Source organism: Streptomyces thermospinosisporus (assembly GCF_039526425.1).
Lineage (GTDB): Bacteria > Actinomycetota > Actinomycetes > Streptomycetales > Streptomycetaceae > Streptomyces > Streptomyces thermocarboxydovorans.
Genome location: NZ_BAAAIZ010000001.1, coordinates 14,523 through 30,922, shown reverse-complemented (window position 1 = coordinate 30,922; position 16,400 = coordinate 14,523). Strand labels below are relative to the sequence as shown.

At 71.4% G+C, this 16,400-nt stretch carries 14 protein-coding genes, 1 tRNA gene and 1 pseudogene; 11 read left to right on the top strand and 5 right to left on the bottom strand.

Going from position 1 to position 16,400, the window contains the following annotated elements; translation table 11 throughout:
* Window positions 1-45: 45 nt before the first annotated feature.
* Complete coding sequence (locus ABD207_RS00145; protein WP_344008893.1) at window positions 46-1,110, bottom strand: DUF3344 domain-containing protein; 1,065 nt, start codon at window positions 1,108-1,110, stop codon at window positions 46-48.
* Between the two features lie 341 nt (window positions 1,111-1,451).
* Between ABD207_RS00145 and ABD207_RS00140 the strand changes: the two genes are divergently transcribed.
* Both ABD207_RS00140 and ABD207_RS00135 read left to right on the top strand, forming a co-directional pair.
* A complete protein-coding gene (locus ABD207_RS00140) occupies window positions 1,452-2,345 on the top strand; it encodes a hypothetical protein (protein ID WP_344008891.1) in 894 nt (297 codons plus the stop codon).
* A gap of 188 nt (window positions 2,346-2,533) precedes the next feature.
* Window positions 2,534-2,815 carry a hypothetical protein gene (locus ABD207_RS00135; RefSeq protein ID WP_344008888.1) on the top strand — a complete coding sequence of 94 codons (282 nt, stop codon included), beginning with the start codon at window positions 2,534-2,536 and terminating at the stop codon, window positions 2,813-2,815.
* 256 nt (window positions 2,816-3,071) lie between these two features.
* Here ABD207_RS00135 and ABD207_RS00130 read toward each other — a convergent pair whose 3' ends face one another.
* Window positions 3,072-3,314: a chaplin gene (locus tag ABD207_RS00130; RefSeq protein ID WP_344008886.1), complete on the bottom strand. Its 243-nt coding sequence runs from the start codon at window positions 3,312-3,314 to the stop codon at window positions 3,072-3,074.
* 318 nt (window positions 3,315-3,632) lie between these two features.
* Here ABD207_RS00130 and ABD207_RS00125 point away from each other — a divergent pair, with 318 nt between their 5' ends.
* From ABD207_RS00125 to ABD207_RS00115, 3 genes are all read left to right on the top strand, one after another.
* Complete coding sequence (locus ABD207_RS00125) at window positions 3,633-3,902, top strand: hypothetical protein (RefSeq protein ID WP_344008883.1); 270 nt, start codon at window positions 3,633-3,635, stop codon at window positions 3,900-3,902.
* 264 nt (window positions 3,903-4,166) lie between these two features.
* Complete coding sequence (locus ABD207_RS00120) at window positions 4,167-4,442, top strand: hypothetical protein (protein ID WP_344008881.1); 276 nt, start codon at window positions 4,167-4,169, stop codon at window positions 4,440-4,442.
* A gap of 144 nt (window positions 4,443-4,586) precedes the next feature.
* Window positions 4,587-4,871 carry a hypothetical protein gene (locus tag ABD207_RS00115; protein ID WP_344008879.1) on the top strand — a complete coding sequence of 95 codons (285 nt, stop codon included), beginning with the start codon at window positions 4,587-4,589 and terminating at the stop codon, window positions 4,869-4,871.
* 123 nt (window positions 4,872-4,994) lie between these two features.
* Here ABD207_RS00115 and ABD207_RS00110 read toward each other — a convergent pair whose 3' ends face one another.
* Window positions 4,995-5,930, bottom strand: coding sequence for an alpha/beta fold hydrolase (locus ABD207_RS00110; protein ID WP_344008877.1), 936 nt, complete (start codon window positions 5,928-5,930; stop codon window positions 4,995-4,997).
* A gap of 271 nt (window positions 5,931-6,201) precedes the next feature.
* A tRNA-Arg gene (locus ABD207_RS00105) sits at window positions 6,202-6,277 on the bottom strand.
* 322 nt (window positions 6,278-6,599) lie between these two features.
* Here ABD207_RS00105 and ABD207_RS00100 point away from each other — a divergent pair.
* The 4 genes from ABD207_RS00100 (at window position 6,600) to ABD207_RS00085 (ending at window position 12,748) form a co-directional block, all read left to right on the top strand.
* Entirely contained in the window at window positions 6,600-8,207 is a 1,608-nt protein-coding gene (locus tag ABD207_RS00100; RefSeq protein WP_344008875.1) for a dynamin family protein, read from the top strand.
* A gap of 4 nt (window positions 8,208-8,211) precedes the next feature.
* Window positions 8,212-10,281: a GTP-binding protein gene (locus ABD207_RS00095; protein WP_425580599.1), complete on the top strand. Its 2,070-nt coding sequence runs from the start codon at window positions 8,212-8,214 to the stop codon at window positions 10,279-10,281.
* A gap of 317 nt (window positions 10,282-10,598) precedes the next feature.
* Window positions 10,599-11,105: a single-stranded DNA-binding protein gene (locus ABD207_RS00090; protein ID WP_344008871.1), complete on the top strand. Its 507-nt coding sequence runs from the start codon at window positions 10,599-10,601 to the stop codon at window positions 11,103-11,105.
* Between the two features lie 245 nt (window positions 11,106-11,350).
* A complete protein-coding gene (locus ABD207_RS00085) occupies window positions 11,351-12,748 on the top strand; it encodes a Cys-Gln thioester bond-forming surface protein (RefSeq protein ID WP_344008869.1) in 1,398 nt (465 codons plus the stop codon).
* Window positions 12,749-13,095: 347 nt separating this feature from the next.
* On the opposite strand, the pseudogene ABD207_RS00080 reads toward ABD207_RS00085, so the two are convergent.
* Window positions 13,096-14,270, bottom strand: a pseudogene (locus ABD207_RS00080) (cation diffusion facilitator family transporter).
* 225 nt (window positions 14,271-14,495) lie between these two features.
* Between ABD207_RS00080 and ettA the strand changes: the two are divergent.
* Together ettA and ABD207_RS00065 are read left to right on the top strand one after the other, a co-directional pair.
* On the top strand, window positions 14,496-16,160 hold the full coding sequence (gene ettA / locus ABD207_RS00070; protein ID WP_344008867.1) for an energy-dependent translational throttle protein EttA: 1,665 nt from the start codon (window positions 14,496-14,498) through the stop codon (window positions 16,158-16,160).
* 6 nt (window positions 16,161-16,166) lie between these two features.
* A partial coding sequence (locus ABD207_RS00065) for an acyl-CoA thioesterase (protein WP_344008865.1) occupies window positions 16,167-16,400 on the top strand: 234 nt, incomplete at its 3' end.

The following is a 16,400-nucleotide window of genomic DNA, read 5'->3' as shown; positions in this document are numbered from 1 at the left end:
GTGACGAAGGAGTCGGGAAGGGGGTGCTGGCCGCCGGGCGCCGGGTTACCGGGCGTCGGCGGCGAGGAAGAGCACGCCGGCCCACGCGGCGTCCGAGACGGAGGTGAGCCGCAGGGCCGCGTCGGTGCCGGCGCCGAGCACGCCCCGGCCGACGTCGAACACGTCGGAGTCGTAGCCGAGGGTGTTGCCGTAGTCGGGCACGCGGGAGCCGGTGCCGGGGCCGCTGATGGTGGAGTTGAGCACGTCGTCGCGCGGGTTGGCGCCGTCGCCCAGCGAGGCCGAGCCGGACGGGCCGGTCACCACGAGCGAGTCGCCGGTGGTGCCGCGGTCCCCGTTGTAGGCGACCAGACCCACCTGTCCTGATGCGCCGTCGGCGATGTTCAGGCCGGTCAGCCGCAGGTCCTCGCCGCGGGAGCGCAGCGCCGCGAAGCCGTCCCACAGGGCGAGCTGACGGAGCGGCTCCGACTGGTTCTCGTACACCACCACCAGCGTCCAGCCGCCCCAGGCTCCGGCGGCGGACTGCCCGGCGGCCACGTTGACCTGCGCCACGGTGTAGAGGCCCGACCCGCTGTCACGCACCAGGGACGTCACGTCGGCCGAGGCCTGGAAGGCGTCCGCGTCGTTCGTCACCCGGTGCCCGACGAGCGTGTCGGCGAGCACCTCCTTGTACTCCCCGCCCGGTTCGGCGATGAGCACGCGCCCGTTGTCCCCGGCCGGCTTCTGCTCGCCGACCCGCAGGTTGCCGCCCCAGTACAGCCGCGCGTACGTCACCCGGGAGCCGCTGGGCAGCCGGACGGTCGCGCGGGAGGAGTTGTAGGTGTTGGGGTCGCTGTCGACGTCGATGTAGTGCATGTCGAAGTCGCCGTTGACCCCGGCCTTGCCCTCGCGCGCGTCGGAGCACGACTTCTGGCGCGCGCGGCAAGTGATGGAGGTGTTGGCGGCGCGGACGATGCCGCCGTGCTGGACCGCGCGGTGCCTGAGATCGAACGGGATGCTGTCGACCTCCGGGGCCGGGGCGGCAGCGGTGGAGCCGCAGGAAGCCCACACCGCGGCAAGGGAGAGCACGCCCGCCGTCGCATGGCGGAGCAGCTGACCCGGGGATTGGCGCATGACCGTCGGAGCCTTTCGTCAAGCAGTGGCGGCGGCAGGCAGCAGCGGGGACGAGTGCGATGCGTCCGCCCGTGGGGGAAGCGTGGGGAGGTTGGCAACTCTAGGCATCAACCGGACAAATTCACTGAAACTCAATGAACAACGGCAAGTGTGTTGGAATCGTGAATCCCTCGTGCGTGCGCCCCCCGGGGGTGCGCGCTCTGCCTCACGTCCCCTCATCAGGCCGTATGGGCACTGGGGTGACGGACCGTGATCCGAAAGGCCGATGATCGGTTGCGGGAGCCATGGGGCGCTCTCACGGTGGGGTGCAGGTTCGCAAAATCCCTCGAAAGGAACTGCCCATGCGCGCTCTGCCTGCACGGCGCCTTGCACTCGGCGCACTGTGCGCCGCCCTCCTGGTCGGGATCACCGGCCCCGCCGCACTGGCGGCGGACCCGGTCCGTGAGCGCGGTGAGGCTGCGGCGCCGGGCGCGGCGCTCCCCGGCTCCGACGCGCTGCTCCAGCGCGCCGGGAAGCTCAAGGCCCAGGCGGGGGCGCTCGCTCCGGTCGTCGACCTGGCGGAGGCGGTGCTGCGCCAGGACCGCGCCACCCTGTCGCACGCCGAGGTGCGCAAGCTGGGCGAGGCCGCCAAGGAGGCGCTGCGCAAGGCCGCGGACGAGCAGCCGGTGGTGACCCTCGTCCCGGCGGAGCAGGAGGCGACCGGCGTACTGCTGCCCGCCGCCGACACCCCGCTCACCGAGGACCTGCTGGGCGAACTGCTCGACCTGCTCGGCAGCGTCTTCGAACTGGTGCCGGGCCTCCCGGCGAGCACCCCGGCCACCGGCACGACCGGCACCACGGACTTCACCGCCGACGCCACGGACTTCACCGCCGACGCCACGGACTCCACCGCCGACGCCACGGCGACGGAGGACACGTCGGCGGACGCCGCCGAGGACGCGGCCGATGCCGGCGATGCCGCCGACGTGGCCGCGGAGGCCGCCGCCGACGAGGCATTGGACGACGCCGGCTTGGAGTCCTTCGACTCGCTGGACGCGTTCATCGACGCACTGCTCGCCGAGGTGGACGCGCTCATCGAGGGGGTCAGCGCCCCCGGCCTCCCCGCGTCCACGACCACCGGGACCGCCACCGGCACGTCCGCCTCGGACACGGCGGCCACCTCCCCGGCGGCGACCCCGACCACGCTGCCCGCCCTCACCCCGGACAACACGGTGGTGCTGCTGCCGGCGCCGTGACCCACCATGTGGCGGACCGTGCCGTGTCACGGTCCGCCGCGCCCTTTCACGGACCCTTCACCGCGGCCTGCGCTGATCTCATATGAGGACTCGTCAATCTGGGGACTCCTGGTTTCCGGCGCCGCCAGGGATCGTTAGGCAGGGCGACACATTCCCCTCCGGCGACCTGCGTTGCCGAAGAAAGGAACATGATGAAGTCCCTGAAGGCTGCCGTCGTCCTTGCCGGATCCCTGATCGCCGCCGGTGCGGCAGCGCCCGCGTACGCCCAGGACGGCCGCGACCTGGCCTCCACCGGCCTGGACACCGGTCTGCGCACCGGCGTCCCCTTCGAGATGATGCCGCTGTCGCAGGAGACGAACGTCCTCACCGGCGAGCAGCAGGACGCCTCGGTGCTCGGCACGATGAAGGAGGCGGCGGTCGTCGTGAACGAGGCGAAGCCGGTGCACGGCGATGTGGGGCTGCGCGCCTGAGAGCCCACGACGCGCGGACAGCGAGAAGGCCCTCGGTGCGAACCGGGGGCTTCTTGCTGTCCCCGCCCTGTCCGCATCTCGTCCACCGAGCCCTGTCCGCATCTCGTCCACCGAGCCCTGTCCGCATCTCGTCCACCGGCCCGCGCCTGCCGCTTGTCGCCGGCCCGCGCCCGCCCCGCTCTCGATGCGCGCGCCGCCGGACATGCGAAGAGCCCCGGCGCTCGAGGGGCCGGGGCTCTCTCCAAGTGCGTCTGACTCAGTCCTCGTTGACGCAGGTGTTGCCCCACGCCGAGTTCAGGACGCCGATGAAGTCGACGGTGTTGCCGCACGCGTTGATCGGCAGGTGGATCGGGGCCTGGACGACATTGCCCGAGACGAACCCCGGCGAGTGGACCGCCGCGCCCTTGGCGCCGGCGTCAGCGTGGGCCATGGCGGCCCCGCCGAGGACCACGGCACCCGTGCCGAGAGCGACAGTGGCAGCCTTCGCGATGCGAGACATCACGTTCTCCTAACTGGTTCGGTAAGGGCGGTTGCACGAAGCGCACCCGCACAGCCGACACAACGCGGCAATGCGGAACCGGTAACGGTGATCGGCTGCGGATCACCCTTTTGAAACAGGTGGACCTCGGGGCACGGGGCCGGGACGCCCGCGCGCTGCGCCATTCGAGATCGGCGCGCCGGTCCTATGAGGTGCTCATTCACAGGAAAACTACGTTATTGGGCGTTTCGCCTATCCAAATCCAAGCCATTCCCTTACGTTACTCACTGTACGTGACCGGTCCGTCACGGATCGTGTCTATTTGAGAACGGAGAGGTAATGCGCAAGTACCAGAAGGCCGCGGTCGTCATGGCCATGCTCGGCAGCGTCAGCTTCCTGGGCGCCGGCGTGGGTCACGCCGGTGACGACCCGGCGTTCAAGCTGGACAACAAGCAGTCGCAGAACTGCTCGCAGGACGACAACGTCAAGGGCCTGATCAACATCGACGACGTCAACGTCAGTGCCGGTGCGCTCCTGGGCTGGTCCGCCAACCACGCGGGCGAGCACGAGGCCACGAGCTGCGTCCAGGGCTTCAAGCTCGGCAAGTGATCACTGGTCCGGTGATGCGGGCAGGTCTCGGAATCCGGCGCTTCGTGCCCGGCTTCCGGGCCTGCCCGGCCCGCCGGTGAATCCCCGGCCCCGATGGATTTGCAGATTAAATGAATACGCAATGGCGCCAATGGGTTCCTTTTAGTCGGCGCTCCGCGATTCGGCGTTTCACGTACTGAATGTCCCGGCAGATCGCCTAATTTGGGCGACGGAAATAGTGGCCCGGTTCGTCCCGGATCGGGTCTACTCGAGAATGGAGAGGTAATGCGCAAGTACCAGAAGGCCGCGGTCGTCATGGCCATGCTCGGCAGTGTCAGCTTCCTGGGTGCCGGTATCGGCCACGCTGGTGACGACCCGCAGGTCGAGCTCAAGAACTCGCAGCACCAGAACTGCGAGCAGAACGACTCGACCACGGGTCTGATCAACGTCGACGACGTCAACCTGTCGCTCGGCCTCCTCGGTTGGTCGCAGCAGGACGCGAGCGAGAAGGAGTCGCTCACCTGTGCGCAGGGCTTCGCCATCGGCGGCCAGGAGCACTGAGTCCTCTCGGTCGAACCAGGCAGGCTCCGGAGCTCGAACCTCGTGTTCGTGCCCCGGGCCTGCCCGGCTTTGTGGCCCGGTGGGCCACCCGGCGCCACGTCGTCGCCCCCTTGCGCCGGGGGCGACCGCTCAAGGAATGGGTAGATGTTCAGTACGAAGAAGATCGCAGCGGCGGCGGGCGTCCTCTCGGGCCTCGCGTTCATCGGCCTCGGCGCCGGCCAGGCTGCCGCCACCGACGCGCCCGGCAATGACAAGTGCGTCAACGACGGCAAGGGCAACGTCCGCTGCGTCCAGGTGACCGAGTACCGGATGAAGACCGACTCGCTCGGCAACGTCCTGCTGAAGAACAAGTCCGAGCAGAGCTGCCCGAGCAGCAAGAGCCGGGTCACCTGCGTCAGCGACGTGGTCGTCAGCTCCGGGAAGTCCTGACGCCCCGGCGCGGCGGCCGAGGCGCCTTGTTCACGTCGGTACCCCGCCCGCGCCGTGCACCGGAGAGCGGCCGGAACCCCTCCGCAGGGTTCCGGCCGCTCTCCGCTGTACGGCGCGCCTCCCTCACATGCGCTCGACGGCATTGCAGTACGGCAGGTCCTCGATGGAACGGTCCGTGCAGAAGCGGCCGATCAGGTCGGAGGACTCCTCCCGGCGCTCGACGGTCACCAGGTGGTCCCCCTCCTTGACGGTGGTGAACCAGGAACCGGGCATCGTCGCCGCCAGCTCGCGGCCCATCGCCGGCGTGCAGAGGGTGTCGTACTCGCCGGTGAAGACCAGCGTCGGCACGCGGGGGACGGGCAGCGGGCGGTAGCAGCCGTGGGTGGTCAGGCGGGTGTTGTGCTCGACGGCCTTTCTGATCTCGTCCGGCGTCTGGGTCAGGAACTGGTTGCGCAGCAGCCGGGCCACGGCCGCGTGCTTGCGGACCCGGCCGGCCTCCGGGTTCGACATGAACAGCCGCACCAGCCCGTCCGCGGCCTCCTCGATCGACCCCCGCTCCAGCGCGTGGGTCAGCCGGGGAACGGCCTCGGTGTAGAGGTCGGGAAGACGTTTCGCCGCGCCGCCGAAGAGGGTGCGGCGGACGAAGGAGGGGTGGCGCTGGGCGAAGCGCAGGCCGACCACCTCGCCGAAGCAGCCGCCGAAGAGATTCACCCGCGGCATGCCGAGCTCCGCCAGCATGTGCGCGACCGCGTCGGCGAGGAAGTCGATGTCGTACCGGGCCGGCAGGAAGTCGGCGCTGCCGTAGCCGGGCAGGTCCACGGTGACCATGGTGCACAGCGGTGACAGCCACCTCTCGTGGCCCTGCCAGGAGTAGCGGTTCTGGGAGGAGCCGCCGAGCAGCAGCAACGGCTCGGTGAGCGGGGCGGGTTGACGGACGATGCGGCACTGGTAGGCGAAGCCCCCGAACACCAGGCCGTGCTCCTCCACCCGTTCCGAGGGGGCGGGCCCCGACGCTCCCTGGGTCGGCAAGTCCTGGGCGGCGGTGACGGCAGTGCGCATGAGCGGCTCCGGGGAAGGCGGAACGACGGAGAACCGTTCCATGATTACCAGGAAACTCACCAACCCGACGCTATCACTCAATTGTGGGCGATCCGGGCGAAGTGGCTCATAGAGTAAGGCTGGAGAGGAGTGCCGCTCGCAGCCGTTCGCAGCCGTTCGCAGCCGTTCGCAGGTGCGGGGGTGCGGCTGTGCGCGAGAGCCGTGCATGAAAAAAACGACCCCTGCCGTGGTGCAGAGGCCGCGAGGCGCGATGCGGAGACCGGAAGGAGTGTGGCGCCCCCGGCAGGACTCGAACCTGCGGCCAAGCGCTTAGAAGGCGCCTGCTCTATCCGCTGAGCTACGGGGGCCGGTGTGCTGGCCTGGTGCCATGGGGGCCGGGCGTGGCGGACCCCTGACGTTTGCCGGGGACAAGGATAGGGCTCCCGCGTCCCTGCCCCTGACGCTTCGCCTCCGTGGCTCGATGTGGAGGTTCAGTGAAGCGGTCCCGATAATCGCAGGCCGGCGCGATTCCCGCATCGCTTTTGGGTAGCTCGCGCGCCGGGTGTTGTGCACTCGTTATGCCTGGAGTATGCCCCTGTCCCAGTCGTCCCTTCTGTCCCTTGCGTCCGGTCGGCGCGCAGACATGCTCATATGCTTCAGAATTCCCCTAAAATTGGGCATTCTTCGCATGTGGTGACCTTGGACGTACGGCCTCAGCTGCTCGACGCACTCTCCGCCCTGCGCGAGCGTGTCGCCGCCGCACGCTTCCCGCTGCCCCTGGCCGGGGCTCCCCGCGCGCGTGCCAACCGCGACGAACTGCTGGCGCAGCTGGACGACTATCTGGTGCCCCGGCTGCGCGACCCCCAAGCGCCCCTGCTGGCCGTCGTCGGCGGATCCACCGGGGCCGGCAAGTCCACCCTGGTGAACAGCCTCGTGGGCCGCCGGGTCAGCGAGGCAGGCGTGCTGCGGCCGACGACACGCACCCCGGTGCTGGTCTGCCATCCGGAGGATCATCACTGGTTCAGCGGGATGAGAGTCCTGCCCGACCTCACCCGCGTCTGGGCGCACCGGCACGACCCCACCGACGACCTGCTGCTCCCCGGCGAGAACCCGGCCCGGGTGCTGCGCATCGAGACCGCCGACACCGTGCCGCCCGGCCTCGCCCTGCTGGACGCCCCCGACGTCGACTCCCTCGTCTCCGACAACCGCGTCCTGGCCGCCGAGCTGATCTGCGCCGCCGACATCTGGATCATGGTCACCACCGCCGCCCGCTACGCCGACGCCGTGCCCTGGCACATGCTGCGCACCGCCAAGGAGTACGACGTCACCCTGGTGACCGTCCTGGACCGGGTCCCCCACCAGGTGATCGGAGAGGTGTCCCGGCAGTACGGCGCCCTGCTCACCAAGGCCGGCCTCGGCCAGGTGCCCCGCTTCACCGTGCCCGAGCTGCCCGAGTCCGCCTGGGGCGGCGGGCTGCTGCCGGCCACCGCCGTGGCCGCGCTGCGCACCTGGCTCGTCCACCAGACCCAGGACCCCGCCGCCCGCCAGCACGCCGTGGCCCGCACCGCCCACGGCGTCCTCGGCTCCCTCAACACCCGCCTGCCCGAGCTGGCCGGCGCCGCCGCCGCACAGCACGCCGCCGCGCTCCGGCTCACCTCGGCCGTCGACACCGCGTACGACAGCGAGCACAACCGGGTGCGGGGCCGGCTCCAGGCCGGGGCCGTGCTCGCCGGCGACGCACTCAAGCGGTGGCGCGCCTTCCCCCTCGACTGCACCCCCGGCGAACTGCTCGACACCCTCGTCGAGAGCCTGGCCGAGCTGCTGCTGTGCGCGGTCACCGCCGCCGACGAGCGCGTCGACGAGGCCTGGCGCCGCGAACCGGCGGCCGCCGCCCCCGAGCTCGCCGCCCGCGACACGGCCGGGAACGACGCCGAGCACCGGATCGGGCTGGCCGTACGGCGATGGCGGCGCGAGCTCGAGGAGTACGCCGAGGACGAGGTGCGCGAGCTCGACCGCAGCGTCGCGCCCGACCCCGAGATGGTCGCCGCCCTGGTCGCCACGGTGCTGCTGGGCGGGCGCCGGGGCCGCGCCGCGGGGGAGCGGCTGGCCGAGCGGATCGGCGCACACGGGGCGCTGCGGCTGCGCGACCGGGGCGGCCGGCTGCTCGTCGAGCACGTGGACCGCATCCTGCACACCGAACGGGAACGCCGGCTCGCGCCGCTCGACGCGCTCGAGGTGCACCCGGAGCCGCAGGCCGAACTCATCGCCGCGCTGTCCGTACTGCAGAAGGAGAGGTGATTCGGTGACTGCCGTCACTGACCAGGACCACACCGAGCACCCCGAGCATTCCGAGCAAGCCGAGGATGCAGAGCATGCAGAGCACTCCGGGAACCCTCCCGGGAGGCACTCCGGAAACCCTTCCGGGAGGCACTCCGGAAACCCTTCCGGGAGGCACTCCGGGAAGCCTTCCGGGAGTGCTTCGGAGGCCGGACGTCCCGAGGAGGCCGGGCGGCCGGGCCGCGCCGAGGGGGACCGGTCCGGTGCGGACGACGCCTCCGGTCGCGCGGGCGGCGCGTCCGGCGGGGACTCCGGGCGGCGGACCAGGGACCGCTCCCCGGGTGCGAACGCGAACATGAGCAGTGGTGCGAGTGCGGGCGACGGCGATCCCTGGGACGACGGGCTGATCGCGCGGCGCGCCGAGGAGAACCCCGGCCACGCGCCGTACGCCCTCACCCAGACCCGCCCGCCGGCGCAGCAGATCATCACCCCGCTGTCGTACGACCCGCCGCTGCGCTCCCGGCTGGAGGCGCTGCGCGAACTGGTGGGGCTCTCCCGCACCCGCCTGGACAACCACACCCTCGCCGATGCGGGCCGGGTGCTCGACGAGGCCGCCGCACGGCGCCGGCTCTCCGGGCAGCACACCGTCGTCGCCATCGCCGGCGCCACCGGCAGCGGCAAGTCACAGCTGTTCAACGCGCTCGCCGGCGTAGCCATCTCCGAGACCGGCGTCCGCCGCCCCACCACCGCCGCGCCCATCGCGTGCAGCTGGAGCGACGGCGCGGCCGGCCTCATCGAACGCCTCGGCATCCCGCCCCGCCTGCGGCGGCGCCCCCTCCAACCGGGCCCGGACGAGGACGAGCAGCTGCGCGGGCTGGTCCTGATCGACCTGCCCGACCACGACTCGGCGGCGGTGCAGCACCGCGAGCAGGTGGACCGGGTGCTGCGCCTGGTCGACGCGGTGATCTGGGTGGTCGACCCCGAGAAGTACGCCGACGCCGTATTGCACGAGCGCTATCTGCGGCCCATGGCCGCCCACGCCGAGGTCATGTTCGTCGTCCTCAACCAGATCGACCGGCTGCCCGGCGAGGCCGCCGAGCAGGTCCTGGACGATCTGCGGCGGCTGCTCGACGAGGACGGCATCGCGCTCGGCGAGTACGGCGAGCCCGGGGCGACCGTGATGGCGCTGTCCGCGCTGACCGGCGACGGGGTCGGGGAGCTGCGCGATGCGCTCGGGCAGTTCGTCGCCGAGCGCGCCGCCCCGTCCCGCCGGATCGCCGCGGACGTGGACATCGCCGCAGCCCGGCTGTGGCCCGTCTACGCCGCCCGCCGCCGGGTCGGACTGAGCGAGGAGGCGCGGGAGGAGTTCTCCGCCCGCCTCGCGGACGCGGTGGGGGCCACCGCGGCGGGCGAGGCCGCCGAACGTGCCTGGCTGCGCAACGCCAACCGCGCCTGCGGCACGCCCTGGCTGCGGCTGTGGCGCTGGTGCCAGGAACGCCGGGAACCCGCCACCGGCCGGCAGGTCGTGCGGCCGCAGCCCGACGAGGAGGCCACCGCGCGGCAGCGGGTCGAGCAGGCGGTGCGCACGGTGGCGGACCGGGCCTCGGCCGGGCTGCCGGCGCCCTGGGCCCAGGCGGTGCGGGAGGCGGCCGCGCGCGGTGCCCAGGGGCTGCCGGAGGCGCTGGACGAGCTGGCCGTGCGGGCCGGGCTGCCGCCGGGGAGGCCGCCCCGGCCCGGCTGGTGGCCGGTCGCGGTGCTGGCCCAGGCGTCCATGACGGTCCTGCAGTTCGTGGGCGGGCTGTGGCTGCTGGCCCAGATCATCGGGGTGATGTCGCCGAACCTCGGGGTCCCGGTGCTGCTGATGATGATCGGCATCATCGGCGGGCCGCTGATCGAGTGGAGCTGCAAGATGGCCGCCCGGGGGCCCGCGCGGAGATACGGGATGGAGGCCGAGAGACGGTTGCGGGAGGCGGCGGCCGGGTGCGGCCGGGCCCGCGTCCTCGATCCGGTGGCGGCGGAGCTGCTGCGGTACCGGGAGGTACGGGAGCGGTTCGGGCGGGTTGCGGGGGTGGGGGCCGGTAGCGGGGGGAGATGACCGGGGGCCGACGGGAGGGTCTGCCGGAGCGAGTGGGGGACGGGGAACGGCCGTTCCGGTGGTGGAGTTGCCCGTCCGTTCTGGTGGAGTTGCCCGTTCGTTCCGGTGGTGGAGTTGCCCGTTCGGGTGACGGCGTTGTCCACAGGCCGGTCGTGGTCCACAGGGCTCAGCGGGCCCGGCCCGGCGGAGGCAGTCTGGCTGCGCGGCGACGGTTGCGGCAGATGCGGCGACCGTCGCGGCGGACGCTTCCGTACGGGACGGGCCCGTACGCGTATCCGCCCGGCGCCGGCGGCGCCCGGGTGAGGGAGGGAGACGCGATGAACGAGACGATGGTCTGCGCGGTGGGCAATGTGGCGACGCAGCCGGTGCACCGGGAGCTGGCCTCCGGCGAGTCGACCCGGTTCCGGCTGGCGGTCACCTCGCGCTACTGGGACCGGGAGAAGGGCACCTGGGCCGACGGCCACACCAACTTCTTCACCGTCTGGGCCAACCGGCAGCTCGCCGCCAACGCGGCGGCCTCGCTGTCGGTGGGCGACCCCGTCATCGTGCAGGGCCGGCTCAAGGTGCGCACCGAGCTGCGCGAGGGACAGCAGGGCTGGCTGTCGGCGGACATCGACGCGGTGGCGATCGGCCACGACCTCACCCGCGGCACGTCCGCCTTCCAGCGTCGGCAGCGCGCGGAACAGCCCGCCGGCACCACGCCCCAGGACCGCCCCGAGCCCAACTGGGAGACCACCCCCGACGATCCGGCGACGCCGGGCACGGACCCTCGGCAACAGCGACTGCAACAGCAACAGCGGCCCCAGCCCGCCGCCGTGACATGACGTCAGCTCCCCGACGGCACTCCGGCGGTCGTCTTCGAAGATGCCCGACCTGACCGAACTACGGCTTATCTGCGCATGCCGCGATAACGATTACGAGTCGGATCAGCCCTCCGACCGGATCACCGGCCGGCGCGTCGCGCCGCGTCCTTAGGATGCCGAAATGGCTCCTGGGGTTCAGGGGGCCGCTGATTCTGCTGGTGGGACCGCCCCCCACGTGCAACGGGTCCCGCTCGGAAGGGAATTCGGTGTTTGCTTCGTTCTCCGCGTCGTCCGCGCGTGGGCGCGGGACGGCCCGCCTCGCCGCCGGGACTCTGGTGGCCGGCCTCGCCGCCGGCCTGCTGACCGGGGCCGGGACGGCCAGAGCGGCCGGCAGCAGCGGGACGGAGCCCGGCCAGGGCGGGGCGACCGCGACCATCGCCGGACTGAAGACGTACGGCACGGCCGTGATACGCGGGGCCACGCAGGAGCAGCAGATCCCCGCCGGGCTGTTCGAGATGTCCGTCGAGGGCGGCGGCACCCTGCAGACGTACTGCGTCGACATCCACACCCCCACCCAGCAGGACGCCCGGTACCGCGAGACCCCCTGGAGCGGGACCTCGCTGGCCACCAACGACAACGCCGGCCGGATCCGCTGGATCCTGCACCACTCCTACCCCCAGGTGAACGACCTCGCGGCGCTCGCCGAGAAGGCGGGCGTCCGGGGCCGGCTCACCGAGCAGGACGCGGCGGCGGGCACCCAGGTGGCGATCTGGCGCTACTCCGACGACGTGGACGTCGAGGCCGTCGACCCGCAGGCCGAACAGCTCGCGGACTACCTGGAGAAGAACGCCCGCAACCAGCCGGAACCGAGGGCGTCCCTGACCCTGGACCCGCCTGCGGTCTCCGGCCGCCCCGGCGAGAAGCTGGGCCCGGTCACCGTGCGCACGGACGCCCCCAGCGTCACGGTCGCACCGCTCACCGGGACGGCCACCGGAGAGGTACGGGTCGTGGACCAGGACGGCAAGCCGGTCACCAGCGCCTCCGACGGCAGCCGGCTGTACTTCGACGTCCCCGAGGACGCACCGGCCGACACCGCCGAACTCACCGTGCACGCCTCGACCACGGTGCCGGTCGGCCGGGCCTTCGCCTCGGAGAGCCGCAGCCAGACGCAGATCCTGGCGGGCTCCAGCGAGTCGACGGTCTCCGCGACCGCCGCGGTGTCCTGGTCCGGTCAGGGCGCCGTACCGGCCGTGTCCGCCCGCGAGAACTGCGCCAAGGGCGGCGTGGACGTCACCGTCACCAACCCTGCCGACACGCCGTTCACCATCGAGGTGACGGGACTGAAGTACACCATCGCGGCGAGGGAGTCCCGCACGGTGACCGTCCCGCTGAGCGAGGACCAGGCCTACGACTTCACCGTCAGCGGCCCCGGCGGCTTCGCCAAGCGCTTCACCGGCCACCTCGACTGCCGCACCCGCGCGGCAGAACTGGGCACCACCACCCAGACCCTCAGCGACCCGAGCCCCACACCCGTGACCACCCCCGACGACACCAACCTGGCCGCCACCGGAGCCTCCAACGCCACCGCCTGGATCGCCGGCTCCGCCATCACCCTGGTCCTCCTCGGCGGAGCAGGCCTGCTCATCGCCCGCCGGCGCAGCTGACCTTCAGGCAGGCACTGCACACCCCGACTGGGCTCCCGCAGCAGGTGTTGGCGGGCTGGCGGCTGGCCGAGCCGTGAGTGAAGCCGCATTTCGGGCGAGGCTCTCTTTGGGGATCTCGGTCCCGTTGGGGGGGTGACGCCGCGTGCGCCCCTGCCCGTTCTCCGGGCCGGTGTGTTCGCGCTCGTCGGGACGGTGTTCGGCGTGGCCGCACACCATCTGGTGGCCGAGGGGCGGTGCCCTGGCGGCAAGGCGCGGTGGCTGTGGCCGGTCTGTTCTCACTGGGGCTGGCCGGGGCGCGGCGGCCGCGTTCGTTGGGCTGCGTGGTGTCGGTGTGCGTCGCCGCGCATTCAGTGACCGCTGACGGCCAGCCGGGCGGTGCGCGTCGGGTGTGATGCGTGGTGGTCGAGGGCGGCGTGCGGGTCGCCCTCGACGGGGGTGTGGTCCGTGTGGACGGTGGCCGCGGTCAGCCGGGGGACGGCGTGCATGAGGGCGTGCTCGGCGGCCACCGCGATGCGGTGGGCCTCGACGACGGTCAGCCGCGCGTCGACGACGATCTCGGCCTCGGCGCGCAGGACATGACCGATCCACCGCATCCGCACCGCCCCGGTGCCCAGCACCCCGTCGACACCGCGCAGGGCGGCCTGCGCCGTGGCGACGAGGTCGGGGTCGACGGAGTCCATCAGGCGCCGGCAGACCTCGCGGGCCGCGTCCTTGAGGACCATCAGGATGGCGACGGTGATGAGCAGTCCCACGACCGGGTCGGCGGCGCGCCAGCCGAGTGCGGTGCCTCCCGCGCCCAGCAGCACGGCCAGGGAGGTGAAGCCGTCGGTGCGGGCGTGCAGACCGTCGGCGACCAGGGCCGCGGAACCGATGCGGCGGCCGGTGCGGATCCGGTAGCGGGCCACCCACTCGTTGCCGATGAAGCCGGCCAGCGCCGCGCCGGAGACGGACCACAGGTGAGTGATGTCGCGGGGGTTGAGGAGGCGGTCGACGGACGCGTAGGCGGCCAGGACGGCGGACGCGGCGATGGTCGCCACGATGAGGACGCCCGCCAGGTCCTCCGCCCGGCCGTAGCCGTAGGTGTAGCGGCGGTTGGCGGCCCGGCGGCCGAGGAGGAACGCGATCCCCAGCGGGACGGCGGTCAGCGCGTCGGCGGCGTTGTGGATGGTGTCCCCGAGCAGGCCACCGATCCGGACAGGGCGACGATCATGGCCTGGACGACGGTGGTGATCCCCAGAACGGCCAGCGAGATCCACAGTGTGCGCATGCCCTCGCGGGAGGTCTCCATGGCCGCGTCCACCTTGTCGGCGGCCTCGTGGCTGTGCGGGGTGATCAGGTGCGCGAGCCGGTGCCGCAGCCGCTTCAGCCGGGAGGCGCCGGGTCCCTGCCCGGCGTCCGCGCCGCCGTGACCATGCGGGTGACCGCGACCGCGATCCTGATCATGACCGTGAACGTGACCGTGACCGTGACCGTGAACGTGACCGTGATCGTGGCCGTGATGCGTGTGCTGCTTCCCGTCCATGCGGCTCACCGTGGCACAGGAGTCCGATTGCAGCCACAGCCGTCGTACACCCCCTGACCAGGTGCGATGCGCTCGCAACAGCCGCGTGCGGGCAGCTGCCGCCGACAGCGGCGAAACCCCAGGTCAGCCCCGGTCCGCCCAGCTGGTTTCCGCCCAGGGGTGGCGGTGCGGCAAGATGGGGTGTATCTGCCCACTGCCTGATTTCAAGCTGCCGGACGGTTTCTCTTGGCTGAGTTCATTTACACCATGCGCAAGGCGCGCAAAGCGCACGGCGACAAGGTGATCCTCGACGACGTCACACTGAACTTCCTCCCCGGAGCGAAGATCGGCGTCGTCGGCCCGAACGGCGCCGGTAAGTCGACCGTTCTGAAGATCATGGCTGGGCTGGAGCAGCCGTCGAACGGTGACGCGTTCCTCGCGCCCGGGTACAGCGTCGGCATCCTGTTGCAGGAGCCGCCGCTGAACGAGGAGAAGACCGTCCTGGAGAACGTCCAGGAGGGTGTCGCCGAGATCAAGGGCAAGCTCGACCGGTTCAACGAGATCGCCGAGCAGATGGCGACCGACTTCTCCGACGCGCTCCTCGAGGAGATGGGGAAGCTGCAGGAGGAGCTGGACCACGCGGGCGCCTGGGACCTCGACGCGCAGCTCGAGCAGGCCATGGACGCGCTCGGCTGCCCGCCCGGCGACTGGCCCGTCACCAACCTCTCCGGTGGTGAGCGGCGCCGCGTCGCGCTGTGCAAGCTGCTCCTGGAGCAGCCCGACCTGCTGCTGCTCGACGAGCCCACCAACCACCTCGACGCCGAGTCGGTGAACTGGCTGGAGCAGCACCTCGCCAAGTACGAGGGCACCGTCGTGGCCATCACCCACGACCGGTACTTCCTCGACAACGTCGCCGAGTGGATCCTCGAGCTCGACCGCGGCCGCGCCTACCCCTACCAGGGCAACTACTCCACCTACCTGGAGACCAAGGCCGCCCGCCTGAAGGTCGAGGGCCAGAAGGACGCCAAGCGGCAGAAGCGCCTGAAGGAAGAGCTGGAGTGGGTGCGCTCCAACGCCAAGGGGCGGCAGGCCAAGTCCAAGGCGCGTCTGGCGCGCTACGAGGAGATGGCCGCCGAGGCGGAGAAGATGCGGAAGCTGGACTTCGAGGAGATCCAGATTCCGCCGGGGCCGCGTCTGGGCAACGTGGTCGTGGAGGTCAACAACCTCTACAAGGCCTTCGGCGAGAAGGTCCTCATCGACGACCTCAGCTTCACGCTGCCGCGCAACGGCATCGTCGGTGTGATCGGCCCCAACGGCGCGGGCAAGACCACGCTGTTCAAGATGATCCAGGGCATCGAGCAGCCCGACTCCGGCACCATCAAGGTCGGCGAGACCGTCAAGATCTCCTACGTCGACCAGAGCCGCGAGAACATCGACCCCAACAAGACGCTCTGGGAGGTCGTCTCCGACGGGCTCGACTACATCAACGTCGGCCAGGTCGAGATGCCGAGCCGGGCGTACGTGTCCGCGTTCGGCTTCAAGGGACCGGACCAGCAGAAGCCGGCCGGGGTGCTCTCCGGCGGTGAGCGCAACCGGCTGAACCTGGCGCTCACCCTCAAGCAGGGCGGCAACCTGCTGCTCCTCGACGAGCCGACCAACGACCTGGACGTCGAGACGCTCTCCAGCCTGGAGAACGCACTGCTGGAGTTCCCGGGCTGCGCCGTGGTCGTCTCCCACGACCGGTGGTTCCTGGACCGCATCGCCACGCACATCCTCGCCTACGAGGGTGACTCCAAGTGGTTCTGGTTCGAGGGCAACTTCGAGTCCTACGAGAAGAACAAGATCGAGCGGCTGGGTCCGGACGCCGCGCGTCCGCACCGCGCCACCTACAAGAAGCTGACCCGGGGCTGATCGATCTTGCGGCACATCTACCGCTGCCCGCTGCGCTGGGCGGACATGGACGCGTACGGACACGTCAACAACGTCGTCTTCCTCCGCTACCTGGAGGAGGCCCGTATCGACTTCCTGTTCCGCCCGGACAAGGATTTCCAGCAGGGGTCCGTGGTGGCGCGCCATGAGATCGACTACAAGCGGCAGCTCGTGCACCGGCACCACCCGGTCGACATCGAGCTGTGGGTCACGGAGATACGG